Source organism: Amycolatopsis sp. NPDC003861, assembly GCF_053605405.1.
Map to the genome: position 1 here is coordinate 1 of NZ_JBSGJD010000127.1, position 26,729 is coordinate 26,729.

Genomic DNA, 26,729 nt, shown 5'->3' on the forward strand with positions numbered 1-26,729 from the left:
CGGCGGTGACGGCGGCGTGCGCCCGCGCGGCCAGGCCGGCGCGCTCGGCGTACCCCTCCGCCGAGTAGTCGGTCAGCCGGTGGTCGTGGCCGGCGATGCCGTGCGCGGTCGCCGCGACCGGGTCGGCGGCCGCGTAGTCGTCGACGTACCGGTCACAGGTTTCGTGCACGCCTTCGGAAGCAGTAGAAGCCATGCAGGGCACGCTACCGGGCCACCCGTACCCGGTGGTACGTACTTAAGCACGGGCCGGGACGAGACCCAATCGCGCGATCACCTCGCGCGTCGCCTTCGAGCGGTTGAACGTGTAGAAGTGCAGGTTCGGCACGCCCTCGGCGATCAGCTTCTCGCACAGCTCGGTGGTGACGTCGATGCCCGCCGCGCGGAACGCCTTGGGGTCGTCGGCCAGCGGTTCGAGCCGGTCCAGGACCTTGCGGGGGGCCGGCGCGCCGGAGAGCTTGATCGTCGTCTGCAGGGTCCGCATGGTCGTCAGCGGCATCACGCCGGGCAGCACCGGCACGTCGCAGCCGGTCGCGGCCACCCGGTCGCGCAGGCGCAGGAAGTCCTCGGGATCGTGGAACAGCTGGGCGATCGCGAAGTCCGCGCCCGCGCGCAGCTTGCGGACCAGGTACTTCGTGTCCGACTCGAGGTCGGACGAGCGCGGGTGGCCGTAGGTATAGGCCGACACGCCGACGCAGAAGTCGCCCAGCTCGCGGACCAGCTGCACCAGCTCTTCGGCGTAGGTGAGGCCCTCGGGGTGCGGGATCCACTCGCCGTAGACGTCGCCGGGCGGGTCGCCGCGCAGCGCGAGGATGTTGCGGACGCCGACCGAGGCGTACCAGCCGATCACGTTCCGCAGCTCGGCGACGGAGTGGTTGACCGCGGTCAGGTGCGCCATCGGCACCAGCGTCGTCTCGGTCGCGACGCGGGCGATGCTGCGGACCGTGCCGTCGCGGCTGGAGCCGCCGGCCCCGTAGGTGATCGACATGTAGGCCGGGTCGTACGGCTCGAGTTCCCGGATGGCCTTCCAGAGGACGGCCTCGTCCGCCGTGTCCCGGGGCGGGAAGAACTCGATGGAGAACTTCGGCCCGTCTCCTCGCAACCGCTCGATCACCGACGTCATACCTCGAATGTTAAGGGTCCCGGCTCTAGACTCGATACAGGAGTGAGCGATGAGGGATGACGACGCGAGCTGGGACGAGGACGTGCGCCTGGCCGTCTACCACGCCTTCGCCGGCCGCGGCCGCGCGCCGACCGGGCCGGAGCTGGCCGACGCCGCGGGCGGGTCGCTCGCCGTGGCCAAGCAGGCGCTGCACCGCCTCGCCGATGCCCACCACCTGGTGCTCGACGAGTGCGAGCACGTCGTGCTGGCCCACCCGTTCGCGGCCAAGTCGCTCGGCTTCTCCGTGATGGGCTCGAACACGCTCTGGTGGGGCGGCTGCGCGTGGGACTCCTTCGCGATCCCGCACCTGGTCGACACCGAGCCCGAAGTGCTCGTGGCGACCCGCTGCCCCGGGTGCGGGCAGCCGCACGCACTGGTCGTGAACCGCGCGGGGCCGCCGGAAGGCGCGCAGGTGGCGCACTTCCTGGTGCCCGCCGCGCGGATGTGGGACGACGTGCTGCACACGTGCGCGCACCAGCGCCTCTTCTGCTGCGAGTCCTGTGTGGACGCCTGGCTGGCGGAAACCGGGCAGGCCAAGGGGTCCGTGCTCGACCTGGTCACCCTCTGGCGGCTCGCGCGCGGCTGGTACGCGGGCCGGCTGGAGCGCGGCTACCGGCGGCGCGAACCGCACGACGCCGTCGCCTACTTCGCCGAAGCGGGCCTCACCGGTCCGTTCTGGGCCGCCACGGCCGGAGTCTGATTCACCACATCCGGGAGCCCCGGCGGGCCGTGCCCCCGCGGGTTCGGCGAGGATGGCGGGATGAACGCGCCCGTCGCCGACAGTGACCTGCCCGCCCACGTCGAGCGCGCGCTGGCCGGGTTCCTCGACCGGGCGGGCACCGCGATCCTCGACACCGAGCCCACCGTGGCCGCCGGGATCGACGCGCTGCGCGGGTTCGTGCTGGGCGGCGGCAAACGCTTGCGCCCGACGTTCGCCTGGTGGGGCTGGCGCGGCGCGGGCGGCGACCCGGCGGGCGCGGACGCCGAAGGCGTGCTGCAGGCGGTGTCCAGCCTGGAGCTGATCCAGGCGTGCGCGCTGATCCACGACGACCTCATCGACTCCTCCGACTCCCGCCGCGGCAACCCGACGGTGCACATCGCGGGTGCGAAGCTGCACGCCGACCGCGGCTGGCTCGGCTCGCCCACGACGTTCGGCCTGGCCACCGCGGTCCTGGTCGGCGACCTGGCGCTGGCCTGGGCCGACGACATGTTCGCCGACGCGCCGCTGCCCGCCGCGACGCTCGCCGCGGCCCGCCCGGCCTGGCGCGCGATGCGCACCGAAGTCCTCGCCGGGCAGTACCTCGACGTCCGCACGCAGGCCACCGGCGACGCCTCGGTCGAGGCCGCGCTCAAGATCGACCGGCTGAAGACCGCCGCCTACACCGTGCAGCGGCCGCTGCACCTGGGCGCCGCGCTCGGCGGCGCGTCGCCGGAACTGATCGCCACGCTGCTGGAGTTCGGCGGCGAGGTCGGCGTGGCGTTCCAGCTGCGCGACGACCTGCTCGGCGTCTTCGGCGACCCGTCGGTCACCGGCAAGCCCGCCGGGGACGACCTGCGCGAGGGCAAGCGCACCCTGCTCGTCGCGCTCGGCCTGCAGCTCGCCGCCGAAACGGGCGAGCGGGCCGCGGCCACGGTGATCGCGGACGCGATCGGCGACGCGGACCTGTCCGACGAAAGCGTCGAGACCGTCCGGATGGCGTTGCAGCAGGTCGGCGCGGTCGACGCGGTCGAGCGCCGGATCGACGAGCTGACGACGGCGGCGATGGCCGCGCTGGACCGCGCGCACCTGGCCGAGCCCGCGCCCGCGGCGCTGACCGGGCTGGTCGTCAAGGCCACCCAGCGGACGTACTGACGTGCGGACGAGCAGGGGGCCCGCCGACCACGTCGTCGTCATCGGCGCCGGGCTGGCCGGCCTCTCGGCGACGCTGCACCTGCTCGGCGCGGGACGGCAGGTCACGCTGCTGGAGCAGGCGGACGTCCCGGGCGGCCGGGCCGGGCAGCAGAGCTTCGACGGCAACGCCGTGGACACCGGCGCGAGCGTGCTCACCATGCCGGAGCTGCTCGAAGAGGCGTTCGCCGCGGTCGGCGAGCCGCTGGCCAAGAACCTGCGTCTGACCAGGCTCGACCCGGCGTACCGGGCGCGGTTCGCCGACGGCAGCTCTCTGGCGCTGCGCACCGACGGCGACGCGATGGAAGCCGAAATCCGCGCCTTCGCCGGCGCCCGCGAAGCGGCCGGCTACCGGGCGTTGCGCCGCTGGCTGACCGACCTGTACACGGCGCAGAAGGACCACTTCCTGGCCGCGAACTTCGACTCGCCGCTCGACCTCGCTCGCCCCGAGCTGGCCCGCCTTGCGGCGCTGGGCGGCTTCGGGCGGCTCGGGCCGCGGGTCGGGCGGTACCTGCTCGACGAGCGGGTGCGGCGGCTCTTCACCTTCCAGGCGCTCTACGCGGGCCTCGACCCGGCTCGCGCGATCGGCGCGTACGGCGTCATCGCCTACATGGACACCGTCGGCGGCGTCTACTACCCCGAAGGCGGGATGGGCGAGATCGGCCGGGCGATGACCGGCGCGGCCGCGCGAGCGGGCGCGGACGTCCGGTTCGGCACCGAAGCGGCCTGGCTCGAACGGGTGAACTCGCGGGTGCGCGCGGTCCGGACGCGCTCGGGCGAGCGGATCGCCTGCGACGCCGTCGTGCTGGCCACCGAGCTCGGCACGGCCTACCGGCTCCTCGGCGCGCGGCCCCGGCGCCCGCTGCCGCTGCGCTATTCGCCGTCGGCCGTGGTCCTGCACGGGCGGACCGGCGAAAAGTGGGACCTCGGGCACCACACGATCTTCTTCGGCGGCGCCTGGGAGCGGACGTTCGCCGAGATCATCCGCGAGGGCAAGCTGATGAGCGACCCGTCGCTGCTGGTCACCCGGCCGACGGCGACCGACCCGGGGCTGGCCGGGCGCGGCGGCGAGATCGTCTCGGTGCTCGCGCCCGCGCCGAACCTGCGCCGCGGGCCGATCGACTGGGAGCGCGTCCGCGGGCCGTACCGCGAAGAGCTGCTGCGGACCTTGGAGGCGCGCGGGCTGACCGGCTTCGGCGGCGAGTTCAGCGTCGACGAGACGATCACCCCGGCGGACTGGGCGGCGCGCGGGCTCACCGCGGGGACGCCGTTCTCGCTGGCGCACACGTTCACCCAGACCGGCCCGTTCCGGCCGACGAACCTGGTCCGCGCGGCCGGGAACGTCGTGCTGGCCGGCTGCGGCACCACGCCCGGCGTCGGCATCCCGCCGGTGCTCATCTCCGGCCGGCTGGCGGCGGACCGGATCACCGGCCGGTGAACGAACTCGACGCGGCGTTCGGCGTTTCGCGGTCGCTGCTCGAGGCCCGGCGGCCCGACCCGCGGATCCGGGCGGCGATGGCGCACTTCGTCGCGCGGCGGCGGGCGGTGGCGCCGAAGTCGCGGAGACTGGTGGTCGCACTACCCCCATCGGCCACGGTCTGGGCGCGCGAGACGTTCCGCGGCGGTCGTAGGCTGCGATCATGACCCAACGACGCATCCGGATCGGCCTGCAGCTCCAGCCGCAGCACGCCGACTACGACAGCATCCGGCGCACCGCGTCGGCCGCCGAAGACCTCGGAGCCGACATCGTCTTCAACTGGGACCACTTCTACCCGCTGTACGGCGAGCCCGAGGGCAAGCACTTCGAGTGCTGGACGATGCTCGGCGCGTGGGCGGAGTCGACGTCCCGGGTGGAGATCGGCGCGCTCGTCACCTGCAACAGCTACCGCAACCCCGAGCTGCTGGCCGACATGGCCCGCACGGTCGACCACATCTCCGGCGGCCGGCTCATCCTCGGCATCGGCTCCGGCTGGTTCGAGAAGGACTACGACGAGTACGGCTACGAGTTCGGCACCGCCGGCGGCCGGCTCGACGACCTCGCCGAGTCCCTCCCGCGCATCGAGTCGCGCCTGGGCAAGCTGAACCCGGCGCCGACCCGCAAGATCCCGGTGCTCATCGGCGGCGGCGGCGAGAAGAAGACGCTCAAGCTGGTCGCCAAGCACGGCGACATCTGGCACGGTTTCGGCGACCCGGAGGTCGTCGGCCGCAAGGTCAAGATCCTCGACCAGCACTGCGCGGACGTCGGCCGCGACCCGGCCGAGATCGAGCGTTCGTGCGGCGTCCAGGGCGACCCGGACGAGCTCGGGCCGAAGCTCCTGGAGCTGGGCGTCACGACGTTCACCGTCGGCGTCGGCGGCCCGGACTACGACCTCGACGCGCTGAAGTCCTGGATCGCCTGGCGCGACAAGAACCAGGGCTGACGCTTCACCCGCGCGCCCGGTGCGCGGCGACCCGCTCCCGCGTCGCGCACCGGGGCGAGCAGTACCTCCGCGGGCTTCCCCCGCCCGTGTGGGCGAACGGCTTCCCGCACGTCGGTGACGCGCACAGCCCGCCCGGCACGCCCTGGCGCTCCGCCAGCAGCGACGCCAGCCCCAGGGCCGAGGACGTCACCAGCCACGCTCCCCACGGCCCGTCGTCGGCCGCGTCCGCGTGCAGGTGCCAGCCGTAGCCCTCTTCGTGGTTCGTCAGGCGCGGCGGGCCCGCGTACGCCGCGAACAACGCGTTGAGCACCGAAGCCGCCAAAGCGACGTCGCGCGCCGCGAACACTTCGCGCAGCTCAAGAGCCGCCGCCCGCAGTTCCGCGATGTCCTCCGGGGACAGCGCGACCTCCGGTTCGCCGTGGTCGCGCAGCACCTGCGCCACCGCGGCCGGGTCGGGGGACGGGATCAGCAGGACGTTCAGCAGGTCGACAGCGCGCTGCACGGAATCCCGGTGCGGGAAGGCCATGCCCCACTGTAACGTCTCGACAGTGATAAGACGTTACCTCCTCGGCGCGACGCTCGCCCGGACCGGTGACGAGCTGTCCGGGCCCGCCTTGCTGCTGCTCGGGATGACCGCGGGCCCGCACGCCGGGGCCGCTCTGCTCGCCGGGCTGACCGCGGCCGCCGCCGTGGGCGGGCCCGGGTTCGGCGCCCTGCTCGATCGCAGCGCTCACCCCGGGCGGCTGCTCGCCGTCGCGCTGGGCGGCTACGCGGGCGGGCTCGCGCTGGTCAGTGCCCTCTTCGGGCACCTGCCGCTGGCCGCCGTGGCCGGGGTGGCGGTCGTCGCCGGGCTGCTCAACCCCGCCATCGCCGGCGGGTGGACCGCGCAGCTGCCCACCGTCGCCGGGCCCGCGTTGCCGAAAGCCAGCCGGCTCGACGCCATGACGTTCACCGCCGCCGCCCTCGCCGGGCCCGGGCTCGCCGGGCTGCTCGGCGGCCCGGCCGGCCTGGTCGTCGCGGTCGGCATGGTCGCCGCGGCGATTCCCGTCGCGTGGCTCCTGCCGGAGCGGACGCCGAAGAAGTCACGCCTCAAGGACGGCCTCCGGGTCCTCGTCCGCAACGCGCCGCTGCGACGGGCGACCGTCGCCTCGACGATCTCCTGCGCGGGGATCGGGACGGTCACCGTGTGTTACCCCCTGCTGGGCGCGGCGTACCTGCGTGGCCCGGCTGACGGCGCCCTGCTGCTGGCCGTCCTGGCCGTGGCCTCCCTGCTGGCCAACGCCGTCTTCGCGAAGAAGCCGCTGCCGTGGACGCCCGACCGGATCGTCTGGCTGAGCACGCTCCTGCTGGCGGCGAGCTGCCTCGTGGCCGCGACCGGACACGGCGTCGTCGTCGCGGCCGTGCTGGCCGGGTTCGCCGAAGGTCCGCAGCTCACGGCGTTGTTCGCGATCCGCCACCGGGAGGCGCCGGAGCACGTGCGCGCGCAGGTGTTCACGACGGCGGCGAGCGTGAAGATCACCGGGCTGGCCGCGGGCGCGGCGCTGGCCGGCCCGCTCGCCGCGTGGTCGCTGCCGGCGTGCCTGATCACCGCGGCGGCTGTTCAGCTGATCGCCGCGGCGAGCTGTATCAGCAGGTCAGAACGCCATCGCCTGGGCGCGCCGCTTGACCTCGGTGCCGTGGCTGGTCCGCAGGGCGTTGATGGGCGTGCTCCCGGGCAGCGTGTCGTCCGCGGTGAACAGCCACCGCAGCATCTCGGTCCGGGAGAACCCCGAATCGGCGAGCACGGTGATCGTGCCGGTCAGGCCCTTGACGACGCCGTCCTTCACGAAGAAATCGCTGGGCACGCACAGTTCGCCGCCGCGCTTCAGCGCGATCAGCTGCCCGTCGCGCAGCATCTGCCGGACCTTGTTGGCCGAAGTCCCGAGGACGGTCGCCACCTCCGTCAACGGGAGGACCGCGATGGCGGTGTCGAGGATGTCTTCGGCGACAGGAATCCCACTCACAGGTGACACTGTGCCACATTTCGTCCCCTCACCCGCTAGTGCGCACGGGTGACCCGCGAGGTCTCCTCCACGACGCGTGGCCGATTCCGTACGATCCATACTCGTGACACGCACCCAACCCAGCCTGGTCGGCACGCTCTTGGAGCGGCGCTACCGGGTGGACCGGCTGCTCGCCCACGGCGGAATGTCTTCCGTCTATCGGGGGACGGACACCCGGCTGGACCGTCCGGTCGCGATCAAGATCATGGACCCGCGCTTCGCCGACGACCGGTCGTTCGTCGACCGGTTCGTGCGCGAGGCGCAGTCGGCGGCGCAGCTGCACCACCCGCACGTCGTGGCGGTGCACGACCAGGGCTTCGACCTGCCGCCGGGTGCCGAGTCGGGCCTGGCCTTCCTGGTGATGGAGCTGGTGGACGGCGGGACGCTGCGCGACCTGCTGGACGACGAGGGCCCGCTGGACGTCGCGGTGGCGCTGAGCGTCGCCGAGCCGGTGCTGTCGGCGCTGGCCGCCGCGCACGCCTCCGGGCTGGTGCACCGGGACGTGAAGCCGGAGAACGTGCTGATCGGCCGGGTCGGGCAACACACCGGCGGTGCGGTGAAGGTCGCGGACTTCGGCCTGGTGCGGGCCGTGGCGAGCGCGGGCACGACCAGCTCGAGCGTCATCCTCGGCACGGTCGCCTATCTCGCCCCCGAGCAGGTCGAAACCGGCGCGGCGTCCGCGCGCGGCGACGTCTACTCGGCCGGGATCCTGCTCTACGAAATGCTGACCGGCCGGGTCCCCTACACCGGGGACACGGCCATCTCGGTCGCCTACCGGCACGTGAACGACGACGTGCCGCCGCCGAGCCGGCTGCGCCCGGACCTGCCGCCCGCCCTCGACGACCTGGTCGTCCGGGCGACGCGCCGCGACCCGCAGCTGCGGCCGGCCGACGCCGGGGAGTTCCTCACCGAGCTGACCGCCGTGCGCGCCCAGCTGGGCCTGCTGCCGGTGACCGTGCCGATCCCGGTGTCCCACGGCCAGGGCGACCTCGCCGACACCGAGCGCACGCTGCCGCGGATCCCGCAGGTGCCGGACACCGAGAAGACGATGCCGGTGCACCGCCCGGACGTGACGCGGGCGCTGAGCCACGCCGCCGGGCCGGCGACCACCCGGGTGCCGCCCGTGGCGCCGCCCCCGCCGCGGCGCCGGAGCCGGCCCGAGCCGGAGAAGCCGCCGCAGGACAACCGCAAGAGGATCCTCGTCATCGCGGCCGCGGTGCTGCTGCTCGGCGGCCTGATCGGGGCGTTCGCGTTCATCCTCACCGACACCGGCGGCGACAAGACCGCGCGGGTGCCGAAGCTGGTCGGGCTGAACCAGGCCGCGGCCGGCGACGCGCTGCGGGCGGTGAAGCTGAACCCGCAGTTCAGCCAGGAGTACGACAACACCGCGCCGTCGAACACGGTGCTGCGCGCGGACCCGGCCGAGGGCACCACGCTGTCGCCGAACGCGACGGTCTCGGTGGTGCTGTCGAAGGGCCGCCCGCAGGTGCCGGACATCCAGCCGGGCACCGCGCTCGCCGACGCCGAGCAGGCGATCAAGGCGTCGCAGCTGACCCCGGTCCGCGGCGGCGACGACTTCGACGCCGAGGTCCCGCAGGGCGCGGTCATCCGCACGACGCCGTCGGCGGGCAGCCAGCTGACCATCGGCGGGCAGGTCACGATCATCGTGTCCAAGGGCCCGATCCCGCTGCCGCCGGTCCCGGACGTCACCGGCCGGCCCAAGGACGAGGCCTTCCAGCTGCTGCAGCAGGCCGGGTTCGAGCCGTTCCAGGCGGGCGAGGAGTTCAAGCAGGACGTCCCGGCCGGCGCGGTCACCCGGACCGACCCGCCGGCGAACGCCCAGCCGAAGGCCAAGCGGATCGGCGTGTTCGTCAACAACGCGGTCCAGGTGCCGGACGTCCGGTTCCGCTCGTTCGAGGACGCCCAGAAGATCCTGGAGCAGGCGGGCCTCAAGGCCGACCGCGACGGCGGTCGCGGGCGCGGCAACGGCGGGGGCGGCGGGTTCGACTTCGTGTTCCAGCAGGACCCGCAGCCGGGCACGTTCGTGGCGAAGAACTCCAAGGTCAAGCTGAAGGGCTTCGGGGGATGATCGGCAGCCGAGGCCGCGTGACGGGCACGATCGGCCCCGGCCTCATCGGCGAAGTGCTGCTGAACGTCCGCGGCGGGACCGAGGCGTTCTACGCGTACCCGGCGGACCCGGAAGAGACGTTCAGCTCCGGCACCCAGGTGCTGGTGGTGGACTTCGAACCGCCGCGGACGGTTTATGTCGAACGGTGGCAACCGCTGACCCGCTGACGGCGTCGAAGAGGCACCAACACACCCACAACCGAAAAGCGAGGGGGTCGGTGCCATGAGCTTCGTCGAAATCCTGCTGGTCTCGGCCGGTGGCGTCATCGCCGTCCTGATCGTCGTCTTCGGGATCCTGCGGCTGCTCTACAAGGTCGCCGAACCGAACGAGGCGCTGATCATCTCCGGGCTCGGGGTCCGCGTCGACCGGGCCGAGACCGCGGACAGCCTGGGCTTCAAGATCATCACCGGCCGCGGGGTGAACGTCATCCCCGGGTTCCAGACCGCGCGGCGGCTGTCGCTGGACACGCGCGGGGTCAACCTGCAGGTCTCCTGCGTCACCAAGCAGGGGCTGCCGGTCACCGTGCGGGCCGTGGTCATCTACAAGGTCGGGGACGACTACGCCTCGATCGCCAACGCCGCCCGCCGGTTCCTGGACCAGCAGAAAGGCATGAACGACACGATCCACGAGCTCTTCTCCGGCCACCTGCGCTCGATCGTCGGCGGGCTGACCATCGAGGAGATGATCCACAACCGGGACGCGCTCACCGGCGAGGTCCGCCAGTCCTCGGCCACCGAGATGATCAAGCTCGGCCTGATCGTCGACTCGCTGCAGATCCAGGAGATCGACGACGAGTCCGGGTACATCCTCAACCTCGGCAAGCCGCACGCCGCCGCGATCGCCGCGTCGGCCCGCATCGCCGAGGCGCAGCGGGACCAGGAGGCCGCCGAGGTCGAGCAGGTCTCCGCCGCGAAGAAGGCGGCCGCCGTCCGCGAAAGCCAGATCCAGCAGGCCGGCTACCAGGCCGAGGTCGACCAGGCGCGGGCGAAGGCGTCGCAGTCCGGTCCGCTGGCCGAGGCGACCGCGCGCCAGGAGGTCGTCGTCCAGGAGACCCGGGCCGCCGAGCTGGAGGCCGCGCTGGCCGAGCAGCGGCTGCAGTCGCAGGTCCGCAAGCCGGCCGACGCGAAGGCCTACGACACTCGCACCACCGCCGACGCCGCCCGTGACGCCTCGATCGCCAAGGCCCAGGCCGAGGCGAAGGAGACCGAGCTGCGGGCCGCGGCGGACGCCACCCGCGTCAAGACGGCCGCCGAGGCCGAGGCCCAGGCCACCAAGGCCCGCGCCGAGGCGATGGCGGGCGCGACCCGGGCGACCGGTGAGGCCGAGGCCGCCGCGGCCAAGGCCCGCGGTCTCGCCGAGGCGGAAGCCGCGAAGGCCCGCGGCCTCGCCGAAGCCGAGGCGGCCCGCGCGAAGGGCCTGGCCGAAGCCGACGCGATCAAGGCGCGCGCCGCGGCGCTGGCGGAGAACCAGGAAGCCGTCGTCGCGCAGCAGCTGGCCGAGCGCTGGCCGGAGATCGTCGAGGCGGGCGCGAGCGCGTTCGGCAACGTCGACCACATGGTCGTGCTCAACGGCGCCGACGGCATGTCCGACATGTTCGCCAAGGCCCTTTCGCTCGGCGGAACCGGTCTCGGCCTGGCCCGGCAGCTCATGGACGCCATGGGCAAGCCGGCCGAAGACGAGACCGCCCGGCGCAACGGCGAGCTCAAATTGAGCGATTGACAAGTCACGCTGCGTACGGCCCTTGTGTCCGGGATCACCGGAAGCAGGGGCCGTACGCCCGATCGGGGGCGGAAATTCCCGGGCGGTTGTCCTACCGTGGGCGCATGGTGCCGGACAGCGTGTCGCGGGCCGCCCGATGAGCAGCTTCTTCACCGGCGGTCCGCGCGAGCGTCCCTTGTTCCCCGTCCCGGAGCAGGAGCTCTACGCGTTCAACGGACGGCACTGGACCGATCCCCCGCGCGAGTACATCGTCCCGGCGGTGCTGCCGTGGGCGCAGCCGCTGGGCCGCTCCGAACGCACGGTGGTCGCGCTGCGGGCCATCGAGGTGTGGCCGGAGGCGCTGACCCTGCGCGTCACGGTGTACTCGCGGGACAGCCTGGTCGACGACCCCGCCGAGGGGCTGATCGACCACCGCCGCAAGCCCGACTACAACGGGCTGCTGATCGGCGTGCTCTACGCCGACGGCAGCCGGGCGAGCTCCGAGACGATCTCGGTGCCGTCCGCGTCCGAGCCGGAGGCCCCGGTGCTGCGGGCCACTCCGGTCGGCGGCACGCGGTTCGCCGTCGAGCACGAGGTCTTCCTGTGGCCGCTCCCCTCGGCCGGCCCGCTCAAGCTGGTCGTGCAGTGGACGGACCGCGAAATCCCGGAGACCCGCACGACGCTCGACGGCGGCGCGATCCGCTCCGCGGCGAAGGACGCCGCGGAAATCTGGCCGGGACTCGGCCGGCGGCAGGTGAACGGCCTGCCGGTGCGCCGCGTCGGCAAGCAGGTGGCGCTCACCCCTGATTGGGGGGCGCCGGTCGCCCAGGCGGACGCCTCCCGGCCTGCTCCGGGGGAATGAACCGCCTTCTTGATCTGTGAGCCCGGGCACCGCGGCCCGGGGTATCTCGAATGGATGAACGGGGCCGCTCGTTAGCGTGGTGGAAACACTTCGACCACCCGGCCGTCATGTCGGGCTGGTGCAGTGGGTTCCTTCCCTTCCGACGCACGTGGCCGTGCGCCCCCCGCGAACCCGGAAAGGTCGCCCATGGCAGGCTCGCCGCTCAGCGCACTCGACGTCGCTTTCCTTTGCCTGGAAAGCGAAACCACCCCGATGCACATGGGCGCGGTGGTCACCTTCACCGCCCGCGGCCACCTCGACCCGGCCGCGCTGACGGCGTTGCTCGCGCAGCGGGCCGCCCGCCTGCCCAAGCTGCGCCAGCGGGCGCGCGCCGAACTGTTCCCGCCCGGCTCGGCCCGCTGGAGCGACGACCCCGGTTTTGTTGCGAGCGACCACATTCACCACGTCGTGTTGAGCTCACTGTACGAACCGGACCCTCTGTCCGCGTACGCGTCGCGGTGGATCGCCGAGCCGCTCGACACGACCCGGCCGCTGTGGCACCTGACCCTCGTCACCGGGCTGCCGGACGGGAAATTCGCACTGCTGTTGAAACTGCACCACGCGCTCACCGATGGCGCCGGCGCGTACGCGGTCGCGGCCGGGCTGCTCGACGGCGTCAAGCTGCCCGAACGGATCGCCGCGCCGGCCCGCCCGATCCCGGCGCCGCGCTCCACTTTGGACACGGTGAAGGACGCGCTCGGCACGGTGTGGGGCCAGGCGAACGAGACCGCCGGGATCGCGTCGTCGCTCGTGCGGGCCGCGCGCCCGCCGCTCTCGCCGGTGTCGGCCCCGCCGTCGGCCGAGCGGCGCCTGGGGTTCGTCCGGCTGCCGCTGACCGAGCTGCGCCGGGTGCGCCGCACGCACGGCGGTACGACCAACGACGTCGTCCTGGCGGTGCTGTCGGGGGCGCTGCGCGAGTGGCTGGTGAACCGCGGGCAGCGCGCCGACGGCCGCACGCTGCGCGCGCTGATCCCGGTGAGCGTGCGCGGCCGGGCAGCCGACCAGCTCGGCGGCAACAAGCTTTCGGGCTACCTCTGCGACCTGCCGGTCGGCGAAGACGACCCGGTCGAGCGGCTGCGGGTGGTCCGCAGGGCGATGACCCGCAATAAGGCGGCGGGCCCGAGCCGCGGAGCCGGCGCGCTGCCGTTGCTGGCCGGCCGTGTCCCGCCGCTGCTGCACCGCCTGGGCACCCGCACCGCGGGCCAGGCCGCGCCGATGCTGTTCGACCTGGTGATCACCACGGTCCCGCTGCCCCCGACCCGGCTCTCGCTCGACGGCGCCCGGCTGGCGGAGGTCTACCCGTTCGTGCCGCTGGCCCCGCGCCACGCGGTGGGCATCGCGGTCGCGACCTACCGGGATTCCGTCCACGTCGGACTGCAGGCCAACGGCGCGGCGGTGCCGGACGTGGGTTCCCTGCGCGACGCGGTCCTCAAGTCGGCCGCCCGGCTGCTCGACGCCTCCTAACGCATCACCTCCGTGGCCTCGTCCGGTTCGAGGTGACACGCGTCCCGGGTGACGATCAGCGCCTCGACGCCGTAGACGAGCATCAGGGCCATCGTCAACCGGCGGTGCTCCTCCGGCGGCAGCTTGCCTTCGAGGGGCTCGAGGACCTGCCGGGTCATGCGGATCCGGCTCTCGCCGCGGACCGGCGCCTCCGCCGAGGTGCCGCCTTGCTCGAACCAGCGGTCGAGGTTCGCGCGGACCAGGGCGCGCCAGTATGGAGAAGCTGCGGGACCGTGAAGCGATCCGCGGCTGCTACGAATTCCTGTTCGGCACGATGCTGGAAGAGCGGATCGAACCCGTCTCACGCCGGTACGGCGGCGACTTCCTCGTCGACGAATGCCGGGTCACCTGCCTGACCGGCGAGGACGGCCGGATGACGCGCGGGAACGTCTGGCAGGGCCCGCCGGTCCCGGTCGGCGGGTGACCACCGTCGTCCTGGCCGGAGCTTGCCCGATGGCCACCACCGGAGTCACGGTGGTGGCCACCGCGGCGACCGGCGCGGAAGCGATCGAGGCCGTGCGCGAGCACCGGCCGGACGTCCTGGTGCGGGACCTCGCGCTGGGCGCGGAGGTGGCGGCCCGGGCCGGCGTGCCGGTCCTGGTGTTCACCGAGCCGGACGACGACGTCGCGCGCGCGATCCGCAACGTCGCGGCCGGCGCGGTCGTGTTCGGCGACGGCCTCGCCGCTGCCGGAGCTCAGCCCGCGGGACCGCGAGATCCTGGCGCCGGCCGCGGGCGGTGTCGCCGACGCGGTGATCGCGCGCCGCCTCGGGATTGCGCCCGAGACGGTGCGCAACCGCGTGTCGGTGATCAGCGTGAAGCTGGGGGCCAGGGGCCGCGCGCGGGCGCTCACCCTGGCCCGGACCGCGGGCCTGGCCCCGGTCTAGCCGCGGAGCATCTCCGCGACGAGGAACGCCAGCTCCAGCGACTGCTGCGTGTTCAGCCGCGGGTCGCAGGCCGTTTCGTAGCGGCCCGACAGGTCGACGTCCGAGATCTCCTGGGCGCCGCCGAGGCACTCGGTGACGTCTTCGCCGGTCAGCTCCACGTGGATGCCGCCCGGGTAGGTGCCCAGCTTGTTGTGCACCTCGAAGAAGCCCTGGACCTCGTCCACGATGCGGTCGAAGTGGCGGGTCTTGTAGCCGGTCGACGACTCGTGGGTGTTGCCGTGCATCGGGTCGCACTGCCAGATGACCTTGTGCCCGGACGCCTCGACCTGCTCCACGATGGCCGGCAGCACCTCGCGGACCTTGCCGTTGCCCATCCGCGCGATCAGCGTCAGCCGGCCCGGCTCGAAGCGCGGGTCGAGCCGCTCGACGTACTCCAGGGCCTGCGCCGGCGTGGTCGTCGGGCCGATCTTCAGCCCGATCGGGTTGGCCAGCAGCTCGGCGAACGCGATGTGCGCGCCGTCCAGCTGGCGGGTCCGCTCGCCGACCCAGAGGAAGTGCGACGAGAGGTTGTACAGCTTCGGGTTCGCCACGTCGGCGTTGTCCAGGCGCAGCATCGAGCGCTCGTAGTCGAGGAGCAGCGCCTCGTGGCTGGCGAAGATCTCGGTCGACTGCAGCGACGTGTCGGTGACGCCGCACGCCGACATGAACCGCAGGCCGCGGTCGATCTCGTTGGCCAGCGACTCGAAGCGCTGCGCCGCCGGCGAGGCCGACACGAAGTCCTTGTTCCAGTCGTGCACCTGGTGCAGGTCGGCCATGCCGGCCGCGGTGAGGGCGCGGACCAGGTTCATCGCGGCGCCCGCGTTCGCGTAGGCGCGGATCATCCGGCCCGGGTCCGGCACGCGCAGCTCGGGCTTGGCGACCAGGGAGTTGATGATGTCGCCGCGGTACACCGGCAGGCCCAGCGCGTCCGTCGCGGCCGAGCGCGGCTTCGCGTACTGCCCGGCGATGCGGCCGACCTTGACCACCGGCAGGCTCGCGCCGTAGGTGAGCACGACCGCCATCTGCAGCAGCGTGCGCAGGTTGGCCCGGATGTGCGGCTCGGTGTTGGACTCGAACGTCTCCGCGCAGTCACCTCCCTGCAGGAGGAAGGCCTCGCCGCGGGCGACCATGGCCAGCTGCCCCTTGAGGCGGTCGATCTCGGGCGGGACGGTGATCGGCGGCACGCTCTCCAGCACGGCGCGGACCCGGCGGGTCGCCTCGGGGTCCGGCCACTCCGGCTGTTGCGCGGCCGGGAGCGCCAGTGCCTTGTCGAGCCGCTGACGCAGTTCGGGCGGCAGCGGCGGCAGCTCGGGCAGTGTGTCGACGGGGACGTCCACAGTCCAGTTCACGCAGACCAATATAAGGTTTGCGCCGTGCTCCGCTTCGCCAGGTTTGCCACCGAGGTCTTGGCACCCTGGGTGTGGGTGCTCACGCTGCCCCTCGCCGTCGCCTGGGCCGCGACCGGCCACCGGCCGCTGCCGGCCCTCGGCTGGGGCCTGCTGATCTCGGTCACCGGCTCGCTGATCCCGATGGCGGTGATCGTCCGCGGGGCCCGGCGCGGCCGGTGGGACGGCCACCACGTGACGAACCGGGCGGGCCGCCGGGTGCCGCTGCTGGCCGCCGGGGTGTCGCTCGGCCTCGGCTTCGCCGTGCTGCTGGCCGGGGGCGCACCCGCGCAGCTGGTCGCCCTGGCGGCGTCGATGCTGGCGAGCCTGCTGGTCGCGGTGGCGATCACGTTCGGCGCGAAGTTCAAGATCTCCCTGCACGCCGCGGTCGCCTCGGCCGCCGTCGTCGTGCTGGCCCTGACATACGGACCGTGGGCCCTGCTGCTCGCCCTGCCCGCGGCCTGGGTGGCGTGGTCACGCGTCGCGCTGCGCGACCACACCACTCCCGAGGTGCTGGCCGGCCTGCTGATGGGGGTCGTCGTCGGCGGGGGCGGCTACTGGGCGCTGCTCACCGCCTTGACCTGACCACCGGTCTTCAGCAGGGCCGCCCCGAGGCGAACGTCGCGAACACGGTGGCGCTCGAGAACGCCGGAACCCGCAGCATCAATCCGCTGTATTTCGGGCCGGTGTACAGGCACCAGGTGTTCTGACTGCCGTTTTGTTCGGCGAACGCGGTGAACGGCGGTGTGATCGACGGTGTCGGCACCCCGAGGCAGAGGTCGTTGCCGTCCGTGCCGAGCAGCCGGAGGCTTTCCGGAATGCAGAACGTGGTCCGGGCCGACGCCGCGGGGGCGGCCAGCAGGGCGGCGGCCAGCACGGACACGACGAAGAACAGCACTCTTTTCATGATTTTTCCCCTCATTTCCCCCGAGGGGAAAAATCCCCCTCACCGCCCAGACTGGCAGGAACCGTCCGCCGCCGGGAAGACCCCGTCACGCAGATAGCCCAGCACCGCTTCGTTTCCGCAAGCGTTTTCCCGCGTGAAGACGCCGTGCCCGCCGGCGTCGACGGTGATCATCCGCGCGCGGGCCCCGAACGCCGCCCGCGTCTCCCGCGCGCCCGACAGCGGGGTGGCCGGATCGCGCCGGTTCTGCACCAGCAGGACGTTCGCCGGGCCGGGGCCGCCGACGCGCACCGGCGGCTCGGCGCGCTCGACGGGCCAGAACGCGCACGGGTTCACGTTCGCCGCGGCCGGACCGAACATCGGGTGCCGCACCCGTTCGCGTTCGACCGCGTGCTGGTAGTAGCCGACCTGCTCGGGCCAGTCGGAGTCGTTGCAGAGCACCTGGAGCTGGAGTGCGGCGTGGTTGTCGCCGTCGAGCGGCCCGGCCGCCGTTCGCGCGACGCCCGCCCAGTCCCGCGCCATGGTGGGGAAGGAGGCGTCGTCGTAGAGCCCGTTCCAGGTGTTCGAGCGGAATTCCGGGCCGCGGACGGCGGCGAGCTCGAAGAACTTCGCCGTGACCGCGGCCGGCGTCCGCCCCAGGTGGTAGACGTCGTCGCGCTCGGCCGCCCACGCGGCGAAGTCCGGGAAGCGGTCGTCGAAGCCCTCCGCGAAGCGCTGGTTGGCGCGGACGTCGAGGCCGCGCGGACCGAGGACGCTGTCGAGCACGATCCGGTCGGTGCGGGCCGGGAACATCGACGCGTAGGCGGCGCCGAGGTAGCTGCCGTAGGAAACACCGTAGTAGGAGATCTTCTTCTCCCCCAGTGCTTCCCGGATCCGGTCGAGGTCGCGGGCGGTGTTCGCGGTCGTCATGTGCGGCAGGAGGTCCTTTGTGGACGCACTGCCGCACTTCGCGGCCACGGCCCGCGCTTTCGCCGCGGTGGCGCGGACGTCCCGCGGCCCGTCCGCATAGGGTCCGAGGACCGCGCCCCGCTCCTCCGGCGTCGTCATGCCGCAGGTCACCGGGGTGCTGTAGGTGGTGCCGCGGGGGTCGAACCCGATGACGTCGTAGACGTCCGGCAGGCCGGAGCCGCCCATCCGCTGCAGCAGCTGGGCGGGCATGGCGAGCCCGGGACTGCCCGGCCCGCCGGGGTTCATCAGCAGCACGCCGCGCTTCTTGCCGGGGGCGGCGGCGTGCCGGGAGAGCGTGAGCTCGATGGTCCGGTCCGGGTGCGCGTAGTCGAGCGGCACGCGCAGGGTGGCGCATTCGAGGCCGGCCGTCGGGGACGGCGACATGCCGTAGTCCGGGCAGGGGGTCGTCCACTGGAGTCGTGGTGCCGCCTCCGCCTCAGCCGGGGGCGCGGCGAGCAGGAACACCAGGGCGATCAGGATTTTCCGCATGCCCCGAGCCTGGCCTGCCCGCAGCGCGCGGACGTCAGCCCAGGGACCGGAACTCGTGCTCCGCCCCTGGGCTGACGTGCGGTCAAGCGGCTTGCGCGCGGTTGTACAGGTTCTGCGCGTCGGTGCCGAAGTACGGCCCGAACATGTAGCCGGGCAGGAAGGTGTAGCCGAAGCTGTTCACCGAAGCCTGCACGCCGGTGCCGGTGCCCTCGTTGAACGACAGGAACCACGGACCGCCGCTGGAGCCGCCGGTCATGTTGCAGTTCATGCCGTGGTCCTTGGTCAGCAGGAAGTCGGTGAAGGTGCTGCCGCTGCAGTAGATCAGCTTCGTCCCGTCGTAGGGCGCGGCGGCCGGGTAGCCGAAGGTGTACATGTTCTGGTTCTTCGGCTGGTTGAAGGCGATGCCCTGCGCGCCGACGACGTCGGTGAGCCGCTGCGAGTTGAGCGGGTTGACCACGGCCATGCCGACGTCGTAGTTCATGTCCTCACTGGCTTCCCACTGCGGCGTGGTGAGCGTGGTCTTCGCCGTCCACTGGCCGTAGGGGGCGTTGCCGTTGTTGTAGCCGGGCACGAAGACCCACTGGGTGTGCCAGCTGCCCTGGTACTTCACGCAGTGCCCGGCGGTGACGACGACGCTGCCGTTGGTGCTGGTGACGGCGTCCCCGGAGCACGACGCTTTCTGGCCGTTGAACAGGAAGAACACCCGCCCGGCGGTCTGCGTGACCTTGCCGCCGCCGCTCCAGGTTCCCCCGCCGTTCGGGATGCTCTGGACGATCGTGCTCTGCCCTTTGGCCACGTCTTTCGGCGTGACTTCCGGGGCTTTGACGAGCGACTCCATGGGGACGGCCGCCCGCATGGCATCGGGCGTCCAGAAGGGTTTCGGTGCCGCCTGGGCCGGGGTCCCGACCAGGGCGAACGCGAGAGCGAGGACGACGGTGATGACCGCGGTTTTCGTGTGCTTCAAGACGCCCCACCTTCCGCAGAAGTGAATCGTCGCAAAGGCGACACAGCTACTCGAAAGTAGTTGTCTGTGTACAGAGTGCACAGCCACCGTTCGGCGTAACGCTTTTCAAGACGCGGCGAAGGCCCCCTCACCAGTGGCGAGAGGGCCTCCGAAACGAACCGATCAGACGACCGCGAGCGGCAGCGCCGTCGGGTGCACCGGGGCCGGCAGGTCCGACGCCCCGGTCAGGTACGTGTCCACCGCGTTGGCCACCGAACGGCCTTCCGCGATCGCCCACACCACCAGCGAGGCTCCCCGGTGCGCGTCACCGCAGACGAACACGCCCGGCGTCTCCGTCTGCCAGTCCGCGCCGCACGACAGGGTTCCCCTGCGAGTCAACGAAAGGCCCAGCCCGTTGAGCAGCGGCATCTCCTCGACGCCCTCGAAGCCGATCGCCAGCAACACCAGGTCCGCCGGCAGCGTCTCGACCTCGTCGTTCACCGGGATGACCTCACGACGGCCGGAAGCGGGATCCTTCTGGACGCGGACCTGCTGCAGCTCCACCGCCGTGACGCGCCCCTCGGAAGACCCGACGAACCGGCGCACCGCCACCGCGAACTTCCGCTCGCCCGCTTCCTCGTGCGCCGCGTACGTGCGCAGGATGTACGGCCACGTCGGCCACGGCGACCGCTCGTCGTCGCGCACCGAGGGGGGCATCGGGTACTGGTCGAGCTGGGTCACCGACAGGGCGCCCTGGCGGGTTGCCGTTCCGTAGGAGTCCGCTCCCGTGTCGCCGCCGCCGATGATCACCACGTGCTTGCCGCGGGCGTCGATCGCCGGCGGGCCGTCGCCCTCGACGTACTTGTTGGCCGGGACCAGGTGCTCCATCGCCAGGTGGATGCCCGCCAGCTCGCGGCCCGGGGTCGTCGTGTCGTCGCGGCCGCGCAGGGCGCCGACCGCCAGGACCACCGCGTCGTACTGCGCGCGCAGGTCGTCCACCGACAGGTCGACGCCCACCTCGCAGCCCGTCACGAACCGGGTGCCCTCCTTGCGCAGCTGCGCCAGGCGCCGGTCGAGGACCTTCTTCTCCATCTTGAACTCGGGGATGCCGTAGCGCAGCAGCCCGCCGAGGCGGTCGTCGCGCTCGAACACCGTCACCTCGTGCCCGGCGCGGGTCAGCTGCTGGGCGGCGGCGAGCCCGGCCGGCCCGGAGCCGACGATCGCCACCCGGCGGCCGCTGGACACCTCGGACACCTGCGGCTGGACGTAGCCCGCTTCCCAGGACTGGTCGGCGATCGTCTGCTCGACGCGCTTGATCGACACCGGCCCGCCCGAGGCCGGCGAGATCGACAGCACGCAGCCCGCTTCGCACGGCGCCGGGCACAGCTTCCCGGTGAACTCGGGGAAGTTGTTGGTCGCGTGCAGCCGGTCGCTCGCCGCGGCCCAGTCGCCGCGGCGGACCAGGTCGTTCCACTCCGGGATCAGGTTGCCCAGCGGGCAGCCGGACCCCCCGGAGTGGCAGAACGGGATGCCGCAGTCCATGCACCGCGACGCCTGCTTGCGCACCTGCTCGTTGCGCTCGTTCGGGTCGACGTCCGCGTAGACCTCGCCCCACGAGGAAAGCCTTTCCTCATAGGACTTCTTCGCGGGCTCTTCGCGTTCGAACTTCAGGAAACCGGTCGGGTCAGCCACGAGCGGCCTCCATGATCGCCTCGTCGACGTCGCGGCCGGCAGCGCGCGCCGCCTTCGCCGCGTCCAGGACCCGCTGGTAGTCGCGCGGCATCACCTTCGTGAACGCCACGGACCGGCGCGGCCAGTCGCCGAGCAGCGAGGCCGCGACCGCGGAGCGGGTGAGATCGTAGTGCTGTTGCACGGTTTTCTTGAGCCACGCCAGGTCGTCGGCGGTCGGGCGCAGCAGGTCCACCATGTCCTGGTTGACCTTCTTCGCGTCGACGTCGAGGACGAAGGCGATGCCGCCGGACATGCCGGCCGCCAGGTTGCGCCCGGTCGGGCCGAGCACCACCGCGCGGCCGCCGGTCATGTACTCGAAGGCGTGGTCGCCGACCCCTTCGGCGACGACCGTGGCGCCCGAGTTGCGGACGCAGAACCGCTCGCCGACCTGGCCGCGCAGGAAGATCTCGCCGCCGGTGGCGCCGTAGGCGATCGTGTTGCCCGCGATCGTCTGCGCCTCGGCGGCGAACGTCGCCTCCGGGTCGGGGCGGACGACGACCCGGCCGCCGGAGAGACCCTTGCCGACGTAGTCGTTCGCGTCGCCGACCATGTCGAGGGTGATGCCGCGCGGCAGGAACGCGCCGAGCGACTGGCCCGCCGAACCGGTGAGCTTGACGTTGATGGTGTTCTCGGGCAGGCCGTCGCCGCCGTAGCGGCGGGTGATCTCCGAGCCCAGCAGCGTGCCGACGGTCCGGTTGACGTTGCGCACCGGCAGCTCGATGTTGACGTGGTGGGCGTCTTCCAGGGCCGCCTCGGCGAGCTGGATGAGCGTGCGGTCCAGGGCGTGCTCGAGGCCGTGGTCCTGGCCGCGGGTGCGCCGCTTCGCGCCGCCGTACGGGGTCTCCGACGGCATCTCGAAGATCGGCTTCAGGTCGAGCCCGGCCGCCTTCCAGTGGTCGACGGCCTCGTCGGTGTCCAGCAGCTCGGTGTGGCCGATGGCCTCGTCCAGCGTGCGGAAGCCCAGCGCGGCCAGCGTTTCCCGGACTTCTTCGGCGACGAACTTGAAGAAGTTGACCACGTGCTCGACCTGGCCCGTGTACCGCTTGCGCAGCTCGGGGCTCTGCGTGGCGACGCCGACCGGGCACGTGTCGAGGTGGCAGACGCGCATCATGATGCAGCCCGCGACGACGAGCGGGGCCGTCGCGAAGCCGTACTCCTCGGCGCCGAGCAGCGCCGCGATGACGACGTCCCGCCCGGTCTTCATGGCGCCGTCCACCTGCACGGTGATCCGGTCGCGCAGGCCGTTGAGCAGCAGCGTCTGCTGGGTCTCGGCGAGGCCGATCTCCCACGGCGTGCCCGCGTGCTTGAGCGAGTTCATCGGGGACGCGCCGGTGCCCCCATCGTGGCCCGAGATGAGCACGACGTCGGCGTGCGCCTTGGACACCCCGGCCGCGACCGTGCCGACACCGAGCGAGGACACCAGCTTCACGTGGATGCGGGCGTGCTCGTTGGCGTTCTTGAGGTCGTGGATCAGCTGGGCCAGGTCCTCGATGGAGTAGATGTCGTGGTGCGGCGGCGGCGAAATGAGACCGACGCCCGGCGTCGAGTGCCGGGTCCGCGCGATCCACGGGTACACCTTGTTCGGCGGCAGCTGGCCACCCTCGCCGGGCTTCGCGCCCTGCGCCATCTTGATCTGGATGTCGTCCGCGTTCACCAGGTACTCGCTGGTGACGCCGAAGCGGCCCGACGCGACCTGCTTGATCGCGCTGCGGCGCTCGGGGTCGTAGAGCCGCTCCGGGTCCTCGCCACCCTCGCCGGTGTTGGACCGGCCGCCGATGCGGTTCATCGCGATGGCCAGGGTTTCGTGCGCCTCGGCCGAAATCGAGCCGTAGGACATCGCGCCGGTGTTGAAGCGCTTGAAGATCGCTTCGGCGGGCTCGACCTCGTCGAGCGGCACCGGCTCGCGGACGCCGTCCTTGAACGAGAACAGCCCGCGCAGCGTGCCGCCCTCGCGGTAGAGGCGGTGCACCTCGTCGGTGTACTTGCGGTACACCTCGTCGCGGCCGGTCTTGGACGCGTGCTGCAGCAGGAACACCGTCTCCGGCGTGAACAGGTGCAGCTCGCCCTCGCGGCGGTAGGCGTACTCGCCACCCGTCTCGAGTCCACGGTGGACCCGATCGGTCGGGTTCTCCGGGTACGCGCGGCGGTGGCGCGTCGCGACCTCTTCGGCGAGCACCTCCAGGCCGACGCCGCCGAGCTTCGACGACGTCCCGGTGAAGTACTCGTCGAGCAGGTCCTGGCTCAGGCCGAGGGATTCGAAGACCTGGGCGGCGGTGTACGCGCCGACCGTGGAGATGCCCATCTTGGACATGATCTTCAGGACGCCCTTGACCAGCGCGTACACGTAGTTGCGGACGGCCTTGGCGGGCTCGATGCCGGTGACCGCGCCCTGGGAGATCATGTCTTCGATGGTCTCGAAGGCCAGGTACGGGTTGACCGCGGCGGCGCCGTAGCCGAGCAGCAGCGCGATGTGGTGCACCTCGCGCGCGTCACCGGATTCGACGACCAGCGCGACGCGCAGGCGTTCCTTGGTGCGGACCAGGTGGTGGTGCACCGCGGAGACCAGCAGCAGCGACGGGATCGGCGCCATCCGGTGGTCGGAGTCGCGGTCGGACAGCACGAGTGTGCGCGCACCGGCCGCGATCGCCTCGGACGCCTCCCGCCGGACGCGCTCGATCGCGCCCGCGAGCGCTTCCGCGCCACCGTCCACTTCGTACAGTCCGGAAAGGACGCTGCAGGCGAAGCCGGGGAGGTCGCCGTCGTCGTTGATGTGGATGAGCTTGGCGAGCTCGTCGTTGTCGATGACGGGGTACGGCAGCTTCAGGTGGCGGCACGACGCCGGGCCGGGGGCGAGCAGGTTGCGCTCGGGGCCCATGATCCGCGCCATGCAGGTGACGAGCTCCTCGCGGATCGCGTCCAGCGGCGGGTTGGTCACCTGGGCGAAGTTCTGCTTGAAGTAGTCGTAGAGCAGCCGGGACCGCTGCGACAGCACCGCGGGCGGGGTGTCCGACCCCATCGAGCCGATCGGCTCGGCCCCCTTCTCGGCCATCGGCGCGAGCAGGATCTTGAGCTCTTCTTCGGTGTAGCCGAAGGAAAGCTGGCGGCGCAGCACGGAGTCGTGGCTCTGCACGACGTGGTCGCGGTCGGGCAGCTCGGCGATCTGAAGCAGGCCCGCGTGCAGCCACGAGTCGTAGGGCAGCTCGCTCGCCAGGGCGGACTTGACCTCTTCGTCGTCCACGATCCGGCCGGCCACCGTGTCGACCAGGAACATCTTGCCGGGCTTGAGGCGCCCCTTGGCGACGACGTCCTTCGGGGCGACGTCCAGGACGCCGGCCTCGCTGGCCAGGACCACGCGATCGTCGGCCGTGCGCCACCAGCGCGCCGGGCGCAGGCCGTTGCGGTCCAGGACCGCGCCGACCAGGCTGCCGTCGGTGAAGGTGACGCACGCGGGGCCGTCCCACGGCTCCATGAGACTGGCGTGGAACTGGTAGAACGCGCGGCGCTCGGGCTTCATGGTGGCGTGGTTCTCCCACGCCTCCGGGATCATCATCAGCACCGCGTGCGGCAGCGACCGGCCGCCCAGGTGCAGCAGCTCGAGGACTTCGTCGAAGGACGCCGAGTCCGACGCGTCCGGCGAGCAGATCGGGAACAGCCGGGACAGGTCGCCGGGGAGGACGTCGGATTCCAGCAGCGCCTCGCGGGCCCGCATGCGGTTGCGGTTGCCGCGGATGGTGTTGATTTCGCCGTTGTGGGCGACGAACCGGAACGGGTGGGCCAGCGGCCACGACGGGAAGGTGTTGGTGGAGAAGCGGGAGTGCACCAGCGCGATGGCGCTTTCCAGGCGTTCGTCGCGCAGGTCGGCGAAGAACGCGGGCAGCTGCTCCGGCGTCACCATGCCCTTGTAGACGATCGTCCGTGAGGACAGGGACGGGAAGTACGTGCCGCAGCCGGCGTTCGCGCTCTCGTTCTCGACGCGCTTGCGCAGGCAGAAGGCCAGCCTGTCCAGCTCGAGGCCGGATTTTCCGTCGGCGGTGACGAAAAGCATGGCGAAGTGCGGCATCACCGAGCGGGCGGTCGGGCCGATGTCGGCGCGGTCGGCGTCGACCGGGACCTCGCGCCAGCCGAGGACCTCCAGGCCCTCTTCGACGGCGATGCGTTCGGCCAGCCCCACGGCCTTGCGGCGCTGCTCGGCGTCTTGGGGCAGGAAGGCGATGCCGGCGGCGTAGGTGTGGTGGCCGTCTTCGTCGGACGCGGGCAGCTCGAAGCCGGCCTCGGCGCGCAGCAGCGCGTCGGGCAGCTGCAGCAGGATGCCGGCGCCGTCGCCGGAGGTGGGCTCGGCGCCCGCGGCGCCGCGGTGGTCGAGGTTGGTCAGCGCGGCCAGGCCGTCGGTGACGATGCCGTGGGAACGGCGCCCGCGGATGTCGGCCACCATGGCCACACCGCAGGAGTCCTGCTCGGTCTCCGGGTCGTACAGACCCTGCTTGCCGGGCATGGCGGAGAAGATCAACGGGACCTCCTTCGTCGTCTTGTTCGTGCGGGACCGGGCTACCGGCCGGGGAGCGCACGGGACGACGATGGCCCGCTTCGTTAGCGCGACTTTAACACCTGGGAAACATGCCAGCAGCATCTCAGAGCGCCCCGGACGGCGTCGGACGGTAACGATCTGGCTGCGCGGAACGACGTAGTTCCTGATGGGCTTCCGGTAGTTCGTTCCGCTAAGTATACGGCCCGGAAACTCCGGTCAAGTCTAACGTGACCTGATCGGCTCGCTGTGTCCGCGGTCACTAGAACGTGTTACATTTCGCCGCATGATCCTCGATCGGTTCAAGCTCACCGACCAGGTGGCGGTGGTCACCGGCGCCGGGCGCGGGATCGGCGCGGCCACCGCCGTGGCCCTCGCCGAAGCGGGCGCCGACGTGGTGATCGCGTCCCGCACCGCCGCCCAGCTCGACGAGGTCGCCGCCCGGGTTTCCGCGGCCGGCCGGCGTGCCGTGCCGGTGCCGGGTGACCTGTCCGCACCGGAGGCGGCGGCCGCGCTGGCCGAGACGGCGGTCTCCGAGTTCGGCCGGCTCGACCTGGTCGTCAACAACGTGGGCGGCACGTACCCACGGCCCCTGCTGGAGTCGACGGTGGACTTCATGGAGGAAGCGTTCCGCTTCAACGTGGCGACGGCCCACGCGCTGACGGTGGCGGCGGCCCCCTCGCTGCTGGAGACGGGCGGCTCGGTGGTCAACATTTCCTCGGCCATGGGCCGCCTCGCGGGCCGGGGCTTCGCGGCGTACGGAACGGCGAAGGCGGCCCTGGCCCACTACACGCGCCTGGCGGCGGCGGACCTCGCCCCTCGCGTCCGGGTGAACGCCATCTCGGTGGGCTCGGTGGCGACGTCAGCCCTGGAGATCGTGGTGGGCAACCCGGAGCTCCGCGCCAAGATGGAGGGCGCGACCCCGCTGGGCAAGATCGGCGAGGCGGAGGACATCGCGGCGACGGTGGTGTTCCTGGCGTCCCGGGCGGGCGGGTACATCACCGGCAAGATCCTCGAGGTCGACGGCGGGCTGCAGGCGCCGAACCTCGAGCTGGGCCTGCCGGACCTCTGACCCGGCGTCAGTCCAGAGCGCCCCAATGTGGCGTTCGGTGCGTCCAGCGCACCCAATGTGGCGTTCGGTGC

General features: G+C 72.2%; 26 protein-coding genes and 1 pseudogene. 14 read left to right on the top strand and 13 right to left on the bottom strand.

The genetic code is table 11. The annotated features are described in order from the left end of the window. Both ACWEVN_RS27840 and ACWEVN_RS27845 read right to left on the bottom strand, forming a co-directional pair. A pseudogene (locus tag ACWEVN_RS27840) lies at positions 1-193 on the bottom strand (DUF885 domain-containing protein); the annotation flags it as partial. A gap of 42 nt (positions 194-235) precedes the next feature. Continuing rightward, on the bottom strand, positions 236-1,120 hold the full coding sequence (locus tag ACWEVN_RS27845) for a methylenetetrahydrofolate reductase (RefSeq protein ID WP_449682313.1): 885 nt from the start codon (positions 1,118-1,120) through the stop codon (positions 236-238). A 49-nt stretch (positions 1,121-1,169) separates the two neighbouring features. Between ACWEVN_RS27845 and merB the strand changes: the two genes are divergently transcribed. From merB to ACWEVN_RS27870, 5 genes are read left to right on the top strand one after another with little or no spacing between them, the layout of a single operon-like run. Continuing rightward, a complete protein-coding gene (gene merB, locus ACWEVN_RS27850) occupies positions 1,170-1,859 on the top strand; it encodes an organomercurial lyase (protein WP_449682312.1) in 690 nt (229 codons plus the stop codon). Positions 1,860-1,919: 60 nt separating this feature from the next. Beyond that, a complete protein-coding gene (locus tag ACWEVN_RS27855; protein ID WP_452053247.1) occupies positions 1,920-3,011 on the top strand; it encodes a polyprenyl synthetase family protein in 1,092 nt (363 codons plus the stop codon). A gap of 1 nt (position 3,012) precedes the next feature. After that, positions 3,013-4,485, top strand: coding sequence for a phytoene desaturase family protein (crtI, locus tag ACWEVN_RS27860; protein WP_452053248.1), 1,473 nt, complete (start codon positions 3,013-3,015; stop codon positions 4,483-4,485). Next, positions 4,482-4,691 carry a hypothetical protein gene (locus ACWEVN_RS27865; RefSeq protein ID WP_452053249.1) on the top strand — a complete coding sequence of 70 codons (210 nt, stop codon included), beginning with the start codon at positions 4,482-4,484 and terminating at the stop codon, positions 4,689-4,691. Before crtI ends, ACWEVN_RS27865 begins: the two co-directional genes overlap by 4 nt. Then, complete coding sequence (locus ACWEVN_RS27870) at positions 4,688-5,467, top strand: LLM class F420-dependent oxidoreductase (protein WP_449682308.1); 780 nt, start codon at positions 4,688-4,690, stop codon at positions 5,465-5,467. The genes ACWEVN_RS27865 and ACWEVN_RS27870 overlap by 4 nt, the downstream gene beginning before the upstream one ends. A 4-nt stretch (positions 5,468-5,471) precedes the next feature. Here the strand turns inward: ACWEVN_RS27870 and ACWEVN_RS27875 are convergent, their stop codons facing one another. The 4 genes from ACWEVN_RS27875 to ACWEVN_RS27890 form a co-directional block, all read right to left on the bottom strand. Next, a complete protein-coding gene (locus ACWEVN_RS27875) occupies positions 5,472-5,993 on the bottom strand; it encodes a CGNR zinc finger domain-containing protein (protein WP_452053250.1) in 522 nt (173 codons plus the stop codon). Positions 5,994-6,233: 240 nt separating this feature from the next. Next, positions 6,234-6,650: a hypothetical protein gene (locus ACWEVN_RS27880; RefSeq protein WP_452053251.1), complete on the bottom strand. Its 417-nt coding sequence runs from the start codon at positions 6,648-6,650 to the stop codon at positions 6,234-6,236. Between the two features lie 6 nt (positions 6,651-6,656). Continuing rightward, positions 6,657-7,055, bottom strand: coding sequence for a hypothetical protein (locus ACWEVN_RS27885; RefSeq protein ID WP_449682305.1), 399 nt, complete (start codon positions 7,053-7,055; stop codon positions 6,657-6,659). Between the two features lie 46 nt (positions 7,056-7,101). Next, positions 7,102-7,470 (bottom strand): Rv2175c family DNA-binding protein, encoded by a 369-nt coding sequence (locus ACWEVN_RS27890; protein ID WP_449682304.1) that lies wholly within the window; start codon positions 7,468-7,470, stop codon positions 7,102-7,104. Between the two features lie 103 nt (positions 7,471-7,573). Between ACWEVN_RS27890 and pknB the strand changes: the two genes are divergently transcribed. The 5 genes from pknB to ACWEVN_RS27915 all read left to right on the top strand — a co-directional run bounded on the left by pknB (position 7,574) and on the right by ACWEVN_RS27915 (position 13,700). After that, positions 7,574-9,598, top strand: coding sequence for a Stk1 family PASTA domain-containing Ser/Thr kinase (gene pknB / locus ACWEVN_RS27895; RefSeq protein ID WP_449682303.1), 2,025 nt, complete (start codon positions 7,574-7,576; stop codon positions 9,596-9,598). Between the two features lie 17 nt (positions 9,599-9,615). Then, a complete protein-coding gene (locus tag ACWEVN_RS27900) occupies positions 9,616-9,804 on the top strand; it encodes a hypothetical protein (RefSeq protein WP_452053252.1) in 189 nt (62 codons plus the stop codon). Between the two features lie 55 nt (positions 9,805-9,859). Beyond that, positions 9,860-11,356 (top strand): SPFH domain-containing protein, encoded by a 1,497-nt coding sequence (locus ACWEVN_RS27905; protein WP_449682302.1) that lies wholly within the window; start codon positions 9,860-9,862, stop codon positions 11,354-11,356. Between the two features lie 136 nt (positions 11,357-11,492). After that, positions 11,493-12,197, top strand: coding sequence for a hypothetical protein (locus ACWEVN_RS27910; RefSeq protein WP_452053253.1), 705 nt, complete (start codon positions 11,493-11,495; stop codon positions 12,195-12,197). A 186-nt stretch (positions 12,198-12,383) separates the two neighbouring features. Beyond that, positions 12,384-13,700, top strand: a complete 1,317-nt coding sequence (locus tag ACWEVN_RS27915; RefSeq protein ID WP_452053254.1) for a wax ester/triacylglycerol synthase family O-acyltransferase — start codon at positions 12,384-12,386, stop codon at positions 13,698-13,700. On the opposite strand, the gene ACWEVN_RS27920 is transcribed toward ACWEVN_RS27915, so the two are convergent. After that, the gene (locus ACWEVN_RS27920) at positions 13,697-13,858 is read right to left on the bottom strand and encodes a hypothetical protein (protein WP_452053255.1); all 162 of its coding nucleotides are present in this window, start codon (positions 13,856-13,858) and stop codon (positions 13,697-13,699) included. The two genes, ACWEVN_RS27915 and ACWEVN_RS27920, sit on opposite strands and share 4 nt — an antisense overlap. Positions 13,859-13,953: 95 nt before the next feature. On the opposite strand from ACWEVN_RS27920, the gene ACWEVN_RS27925 reads away from it, so the two are divergent. Further along, the gene (locus ACWEVN_RS27925; RefSeq protein ID WP_452053256.1) at positions 13,954-14,163 is read left to right on the top strand and encodes a hypothetical protein; all 210 of its coding nucleotides are present in this window, start codon (positions 13,954-13,956) and stop codon (positions 14,161-14,163) included. 261 nt (positions 14,164-14,424) lie between these two features. Then, positions 14,425-14,625, top strand: coding sequence for a LuxR C-terminal-related transcriptional regulator (locus ACWEVN_RS27930; protein ID WP_452053262.1), 201 nt, complete (start codon positions 14,425-14,427; stop codon positions 14,623-14,625). On the opposite strand, the gene ACWEVN_RS27935 is transcribed toward ACWEVN_RS27930, so the two are convergent. Continuing rightward, positions 14,622-16,013, bottom strand: coding sequence for a class II 3-deoxy-7-phosphoheptulonate synthase (locus ACWEVN_RS27935; protein WP_449682297.1), 1,392 nt, complete (start codon positions 16,011-16,013; stop codon positions 14,622-14,624). The two genes, ACWEVN_RS27930 and ACWEVN_RS27935, sit on opposite strands and share 4 nt — an antisense overlap. Before the next feature lie 24 nt (positions 16,014-16,037). On the opposite strand from ACWEVN_RS27935, the gene ACWEVN_RS27940 reads away from it, so the two are divergent. Beyond that, positions 16,038-16,634 carry a hypothetical protein gene (locus ACWEVN_RS27940; RefSeq protein ID WP_449682296.1) on the top strand — a complete coding sequence of 199 codons (597 nt, stop codon included), beginning with the start codon at positions 16,038-16,040 and terminating at the stop codon, positions 16,632-16,634. A 10-nt stretch (positions 16,635-16,644) separates the two neighbouring features. Here ACWEVN_RS27940 and ACWEVN_RS27945 read toward each other — a convergent pair whose 3' ends face one another. The 5 genes from ACWEVN_RS27945 to gltB all read right to left on the bottom strand — a co-directional run bounded on the left by ACWEVN_RS27945 (position 16,645) and on the right by gltB (position 25,571). Next, on the bottom strand, positions 16,645-16,956 hold the full coding sequence (locus ACWEVN_RS27945) for a hypothetical protein (protein WP_452053257.1): 312 nt from the start codon (positions 16,954-16,956) through the stop codon (positions 16,645-16,647). A gap of 39 nt (positions 16,957-16,995) precedes the next feature. Beyond that, the gene (locus tag ACWEVN_RS27950; RefSeq protein WP_452053258.1) at positions 16,996-18,390 is read right to left on the bottom strand and encodes an alpha/beta hydrolase; all 1,395 of its coding nucleotides are present in this window, start codon (positions 18,388-18,390) and stop codon (positions 16,996-16,998) included. Between the two features lie 82 nt (positions 18,391-18,472). Next, positions 18,473-19,354, bottom strand: coding sequence for a trypsin-like serine peptidase (locus ACWEVN_RS27955; RefSeq protein ID WP_452053259.1), 882 nt, complete (start codon positions 19,352-19,354; stop codon positions 18,473-18,475). A gap of 162 nt (positions 19,355-19,516) precedes the next feature. Next, a complete protein-coding gene (locus ACWEVN_RS27960) occupies positions 19,517-21,025 on the bottom strand; it encodes a glutamate synthase subunit beta (RefSeq protein ID WP_449682292.1) in 1,509 nt (502 codons plus the stop codon). After that, positions 21,018-25,571 carry a glutamate synthase large subunit gene (gene gltB / locus ACWEVN_RS27965; protein WP_452053260.1) on the bottom strand — a complete coding sequence of 1,518 codons (4,554 nt, stop codon included), beginning with the start codon at positions 25,569-25,571 and terminating at the stop codon, positions 21,018-21,020. The genes ACWEVN_RS27960 and gltB overlap by 8 nt, the downstream gene beginning before the upstream one ends. Positions 25,572-25,872: 301 nt before the next feature. On the opposite strand from gltB, the gene ACWEVN_RS27970 reads away from it, so the two are divergent. Continuing rightward, the gene (locus ACWEVN_RS27970) at positions 25,873-26,658 is read left to right on the top strand and encodes an SDR family oxidoreductase (RefSeq protein WP_452053261.1); all 786 of its coding nucleotides are present in this window, start codon (positions 25,873-25,875) and stop codon (positions 26,656-26,658) included. Positions 26,659-26,729 lie beyond the last annotated feature (71 nt).

What these genes read in the sequence shown, in the direction of transcription:
- ACWEVN_RS27845 (WP_449682313.1), bottom strand. Translation starts at nt 1,120, where the DNA reads ATGACGTCGGTGATCGAGCGGTTGCGAGGAGACGGGCCGAAGTTCTCC.
- merB (WP_449682312.1), top strand. Translation starts at nt 1,170, where the DNA reads ATGAGGGATGACGACGCGAGCTGGGACGAGGACGTGCGCCTGGCCGTC.
- ACWEVN_RS27855 (WP_452053247.1), top strand. Translation starts at nt 1,920, where the DNA reads ATGAACGCGCCCGTCGCCGACAGTGACCTGCCCGCCCACGTCGAGCGC.
- ACWEVN_RS27870 (WP_449682308.1), top strand. Translation starts at nt 4,688, where the DNA reads ATGACCCAACGACGCATCCGGATCGGCCTGCAGCTCCAGCCGCAGCAC.
- ACWEVN_RS27875 (WP_452053250.1), bottom strand. Translation starts at nt 5,993, where the DNA reads ATGGCCTTCCCGCACCGGGATTCCGTGCAGCGCGCTGTCGACCTGCTG.
- ACWEVN_RS27905 (WP_449682302.1), top strand. Translation starts at nt 9,860, where the DNA reads ATGAGCTTCGTCGAAATCCTGCTGGTCTCGGCCGGTGGCGTCATCGCC.
- ACWEVN_RS27910 (WP_452053253.1), top strand. Translation starts at nt 11,493, where the DNA reads ATGAGCAGCTTCTTCACCGGCGGTCCGCGCGAGCGTCCCTTGTTCCCC.
- ACWEVN_RS27915 (WP_452053254.1), top strand. Translation starts at nt 12,384, where the DNA reads ATGGCAGGCTCGCCGCTCAGCGCACTCGACGTCGCTTTCCTTTGCCTG.
- ACWEVN_RS27920 (WP_452053255.1), bottom strand. Translation starts at nt 13,858, where the DNA reads ATGACCCGGCAGGTCCTCGAGCCCCTCGAAGGCAAGCTGCCGCCGGAG.
- ACWEVN_RS27925 (WP_452053256.1), top strand. Translation starts at nt 13,954, where the DNA reads ATGGAGAAGCTGCGGGACCGTGAAGCGATCCGCGGCTGCTACGAATTC.
- ACWEVN_RS27945 (WP_452053257.1), bottom strand. Translation starts at nt 16,956, where the DNA reads ATGAAAAGAGTGCTGTTCTTCGTCGTGTCCGTGCTGGCCGCCGCCCTG.
- ACWEVN_RS27950 (WP_452053258.1), bottom strand. Translation starts at nt 18,390, where the DNA reads ATGCGGAAAATCCTGATCGCCCTGGTGTTCCTGCTCGCCGCGCCCCCG.
- ACWEVN_RS27970 (WP_452053261.1), top strand. Translation starts at nt 25,873, where the DNA reads ATGATCCTCGATCGGTTCAAGCTCACCGACCAGGTGGCGGTGGTCACC.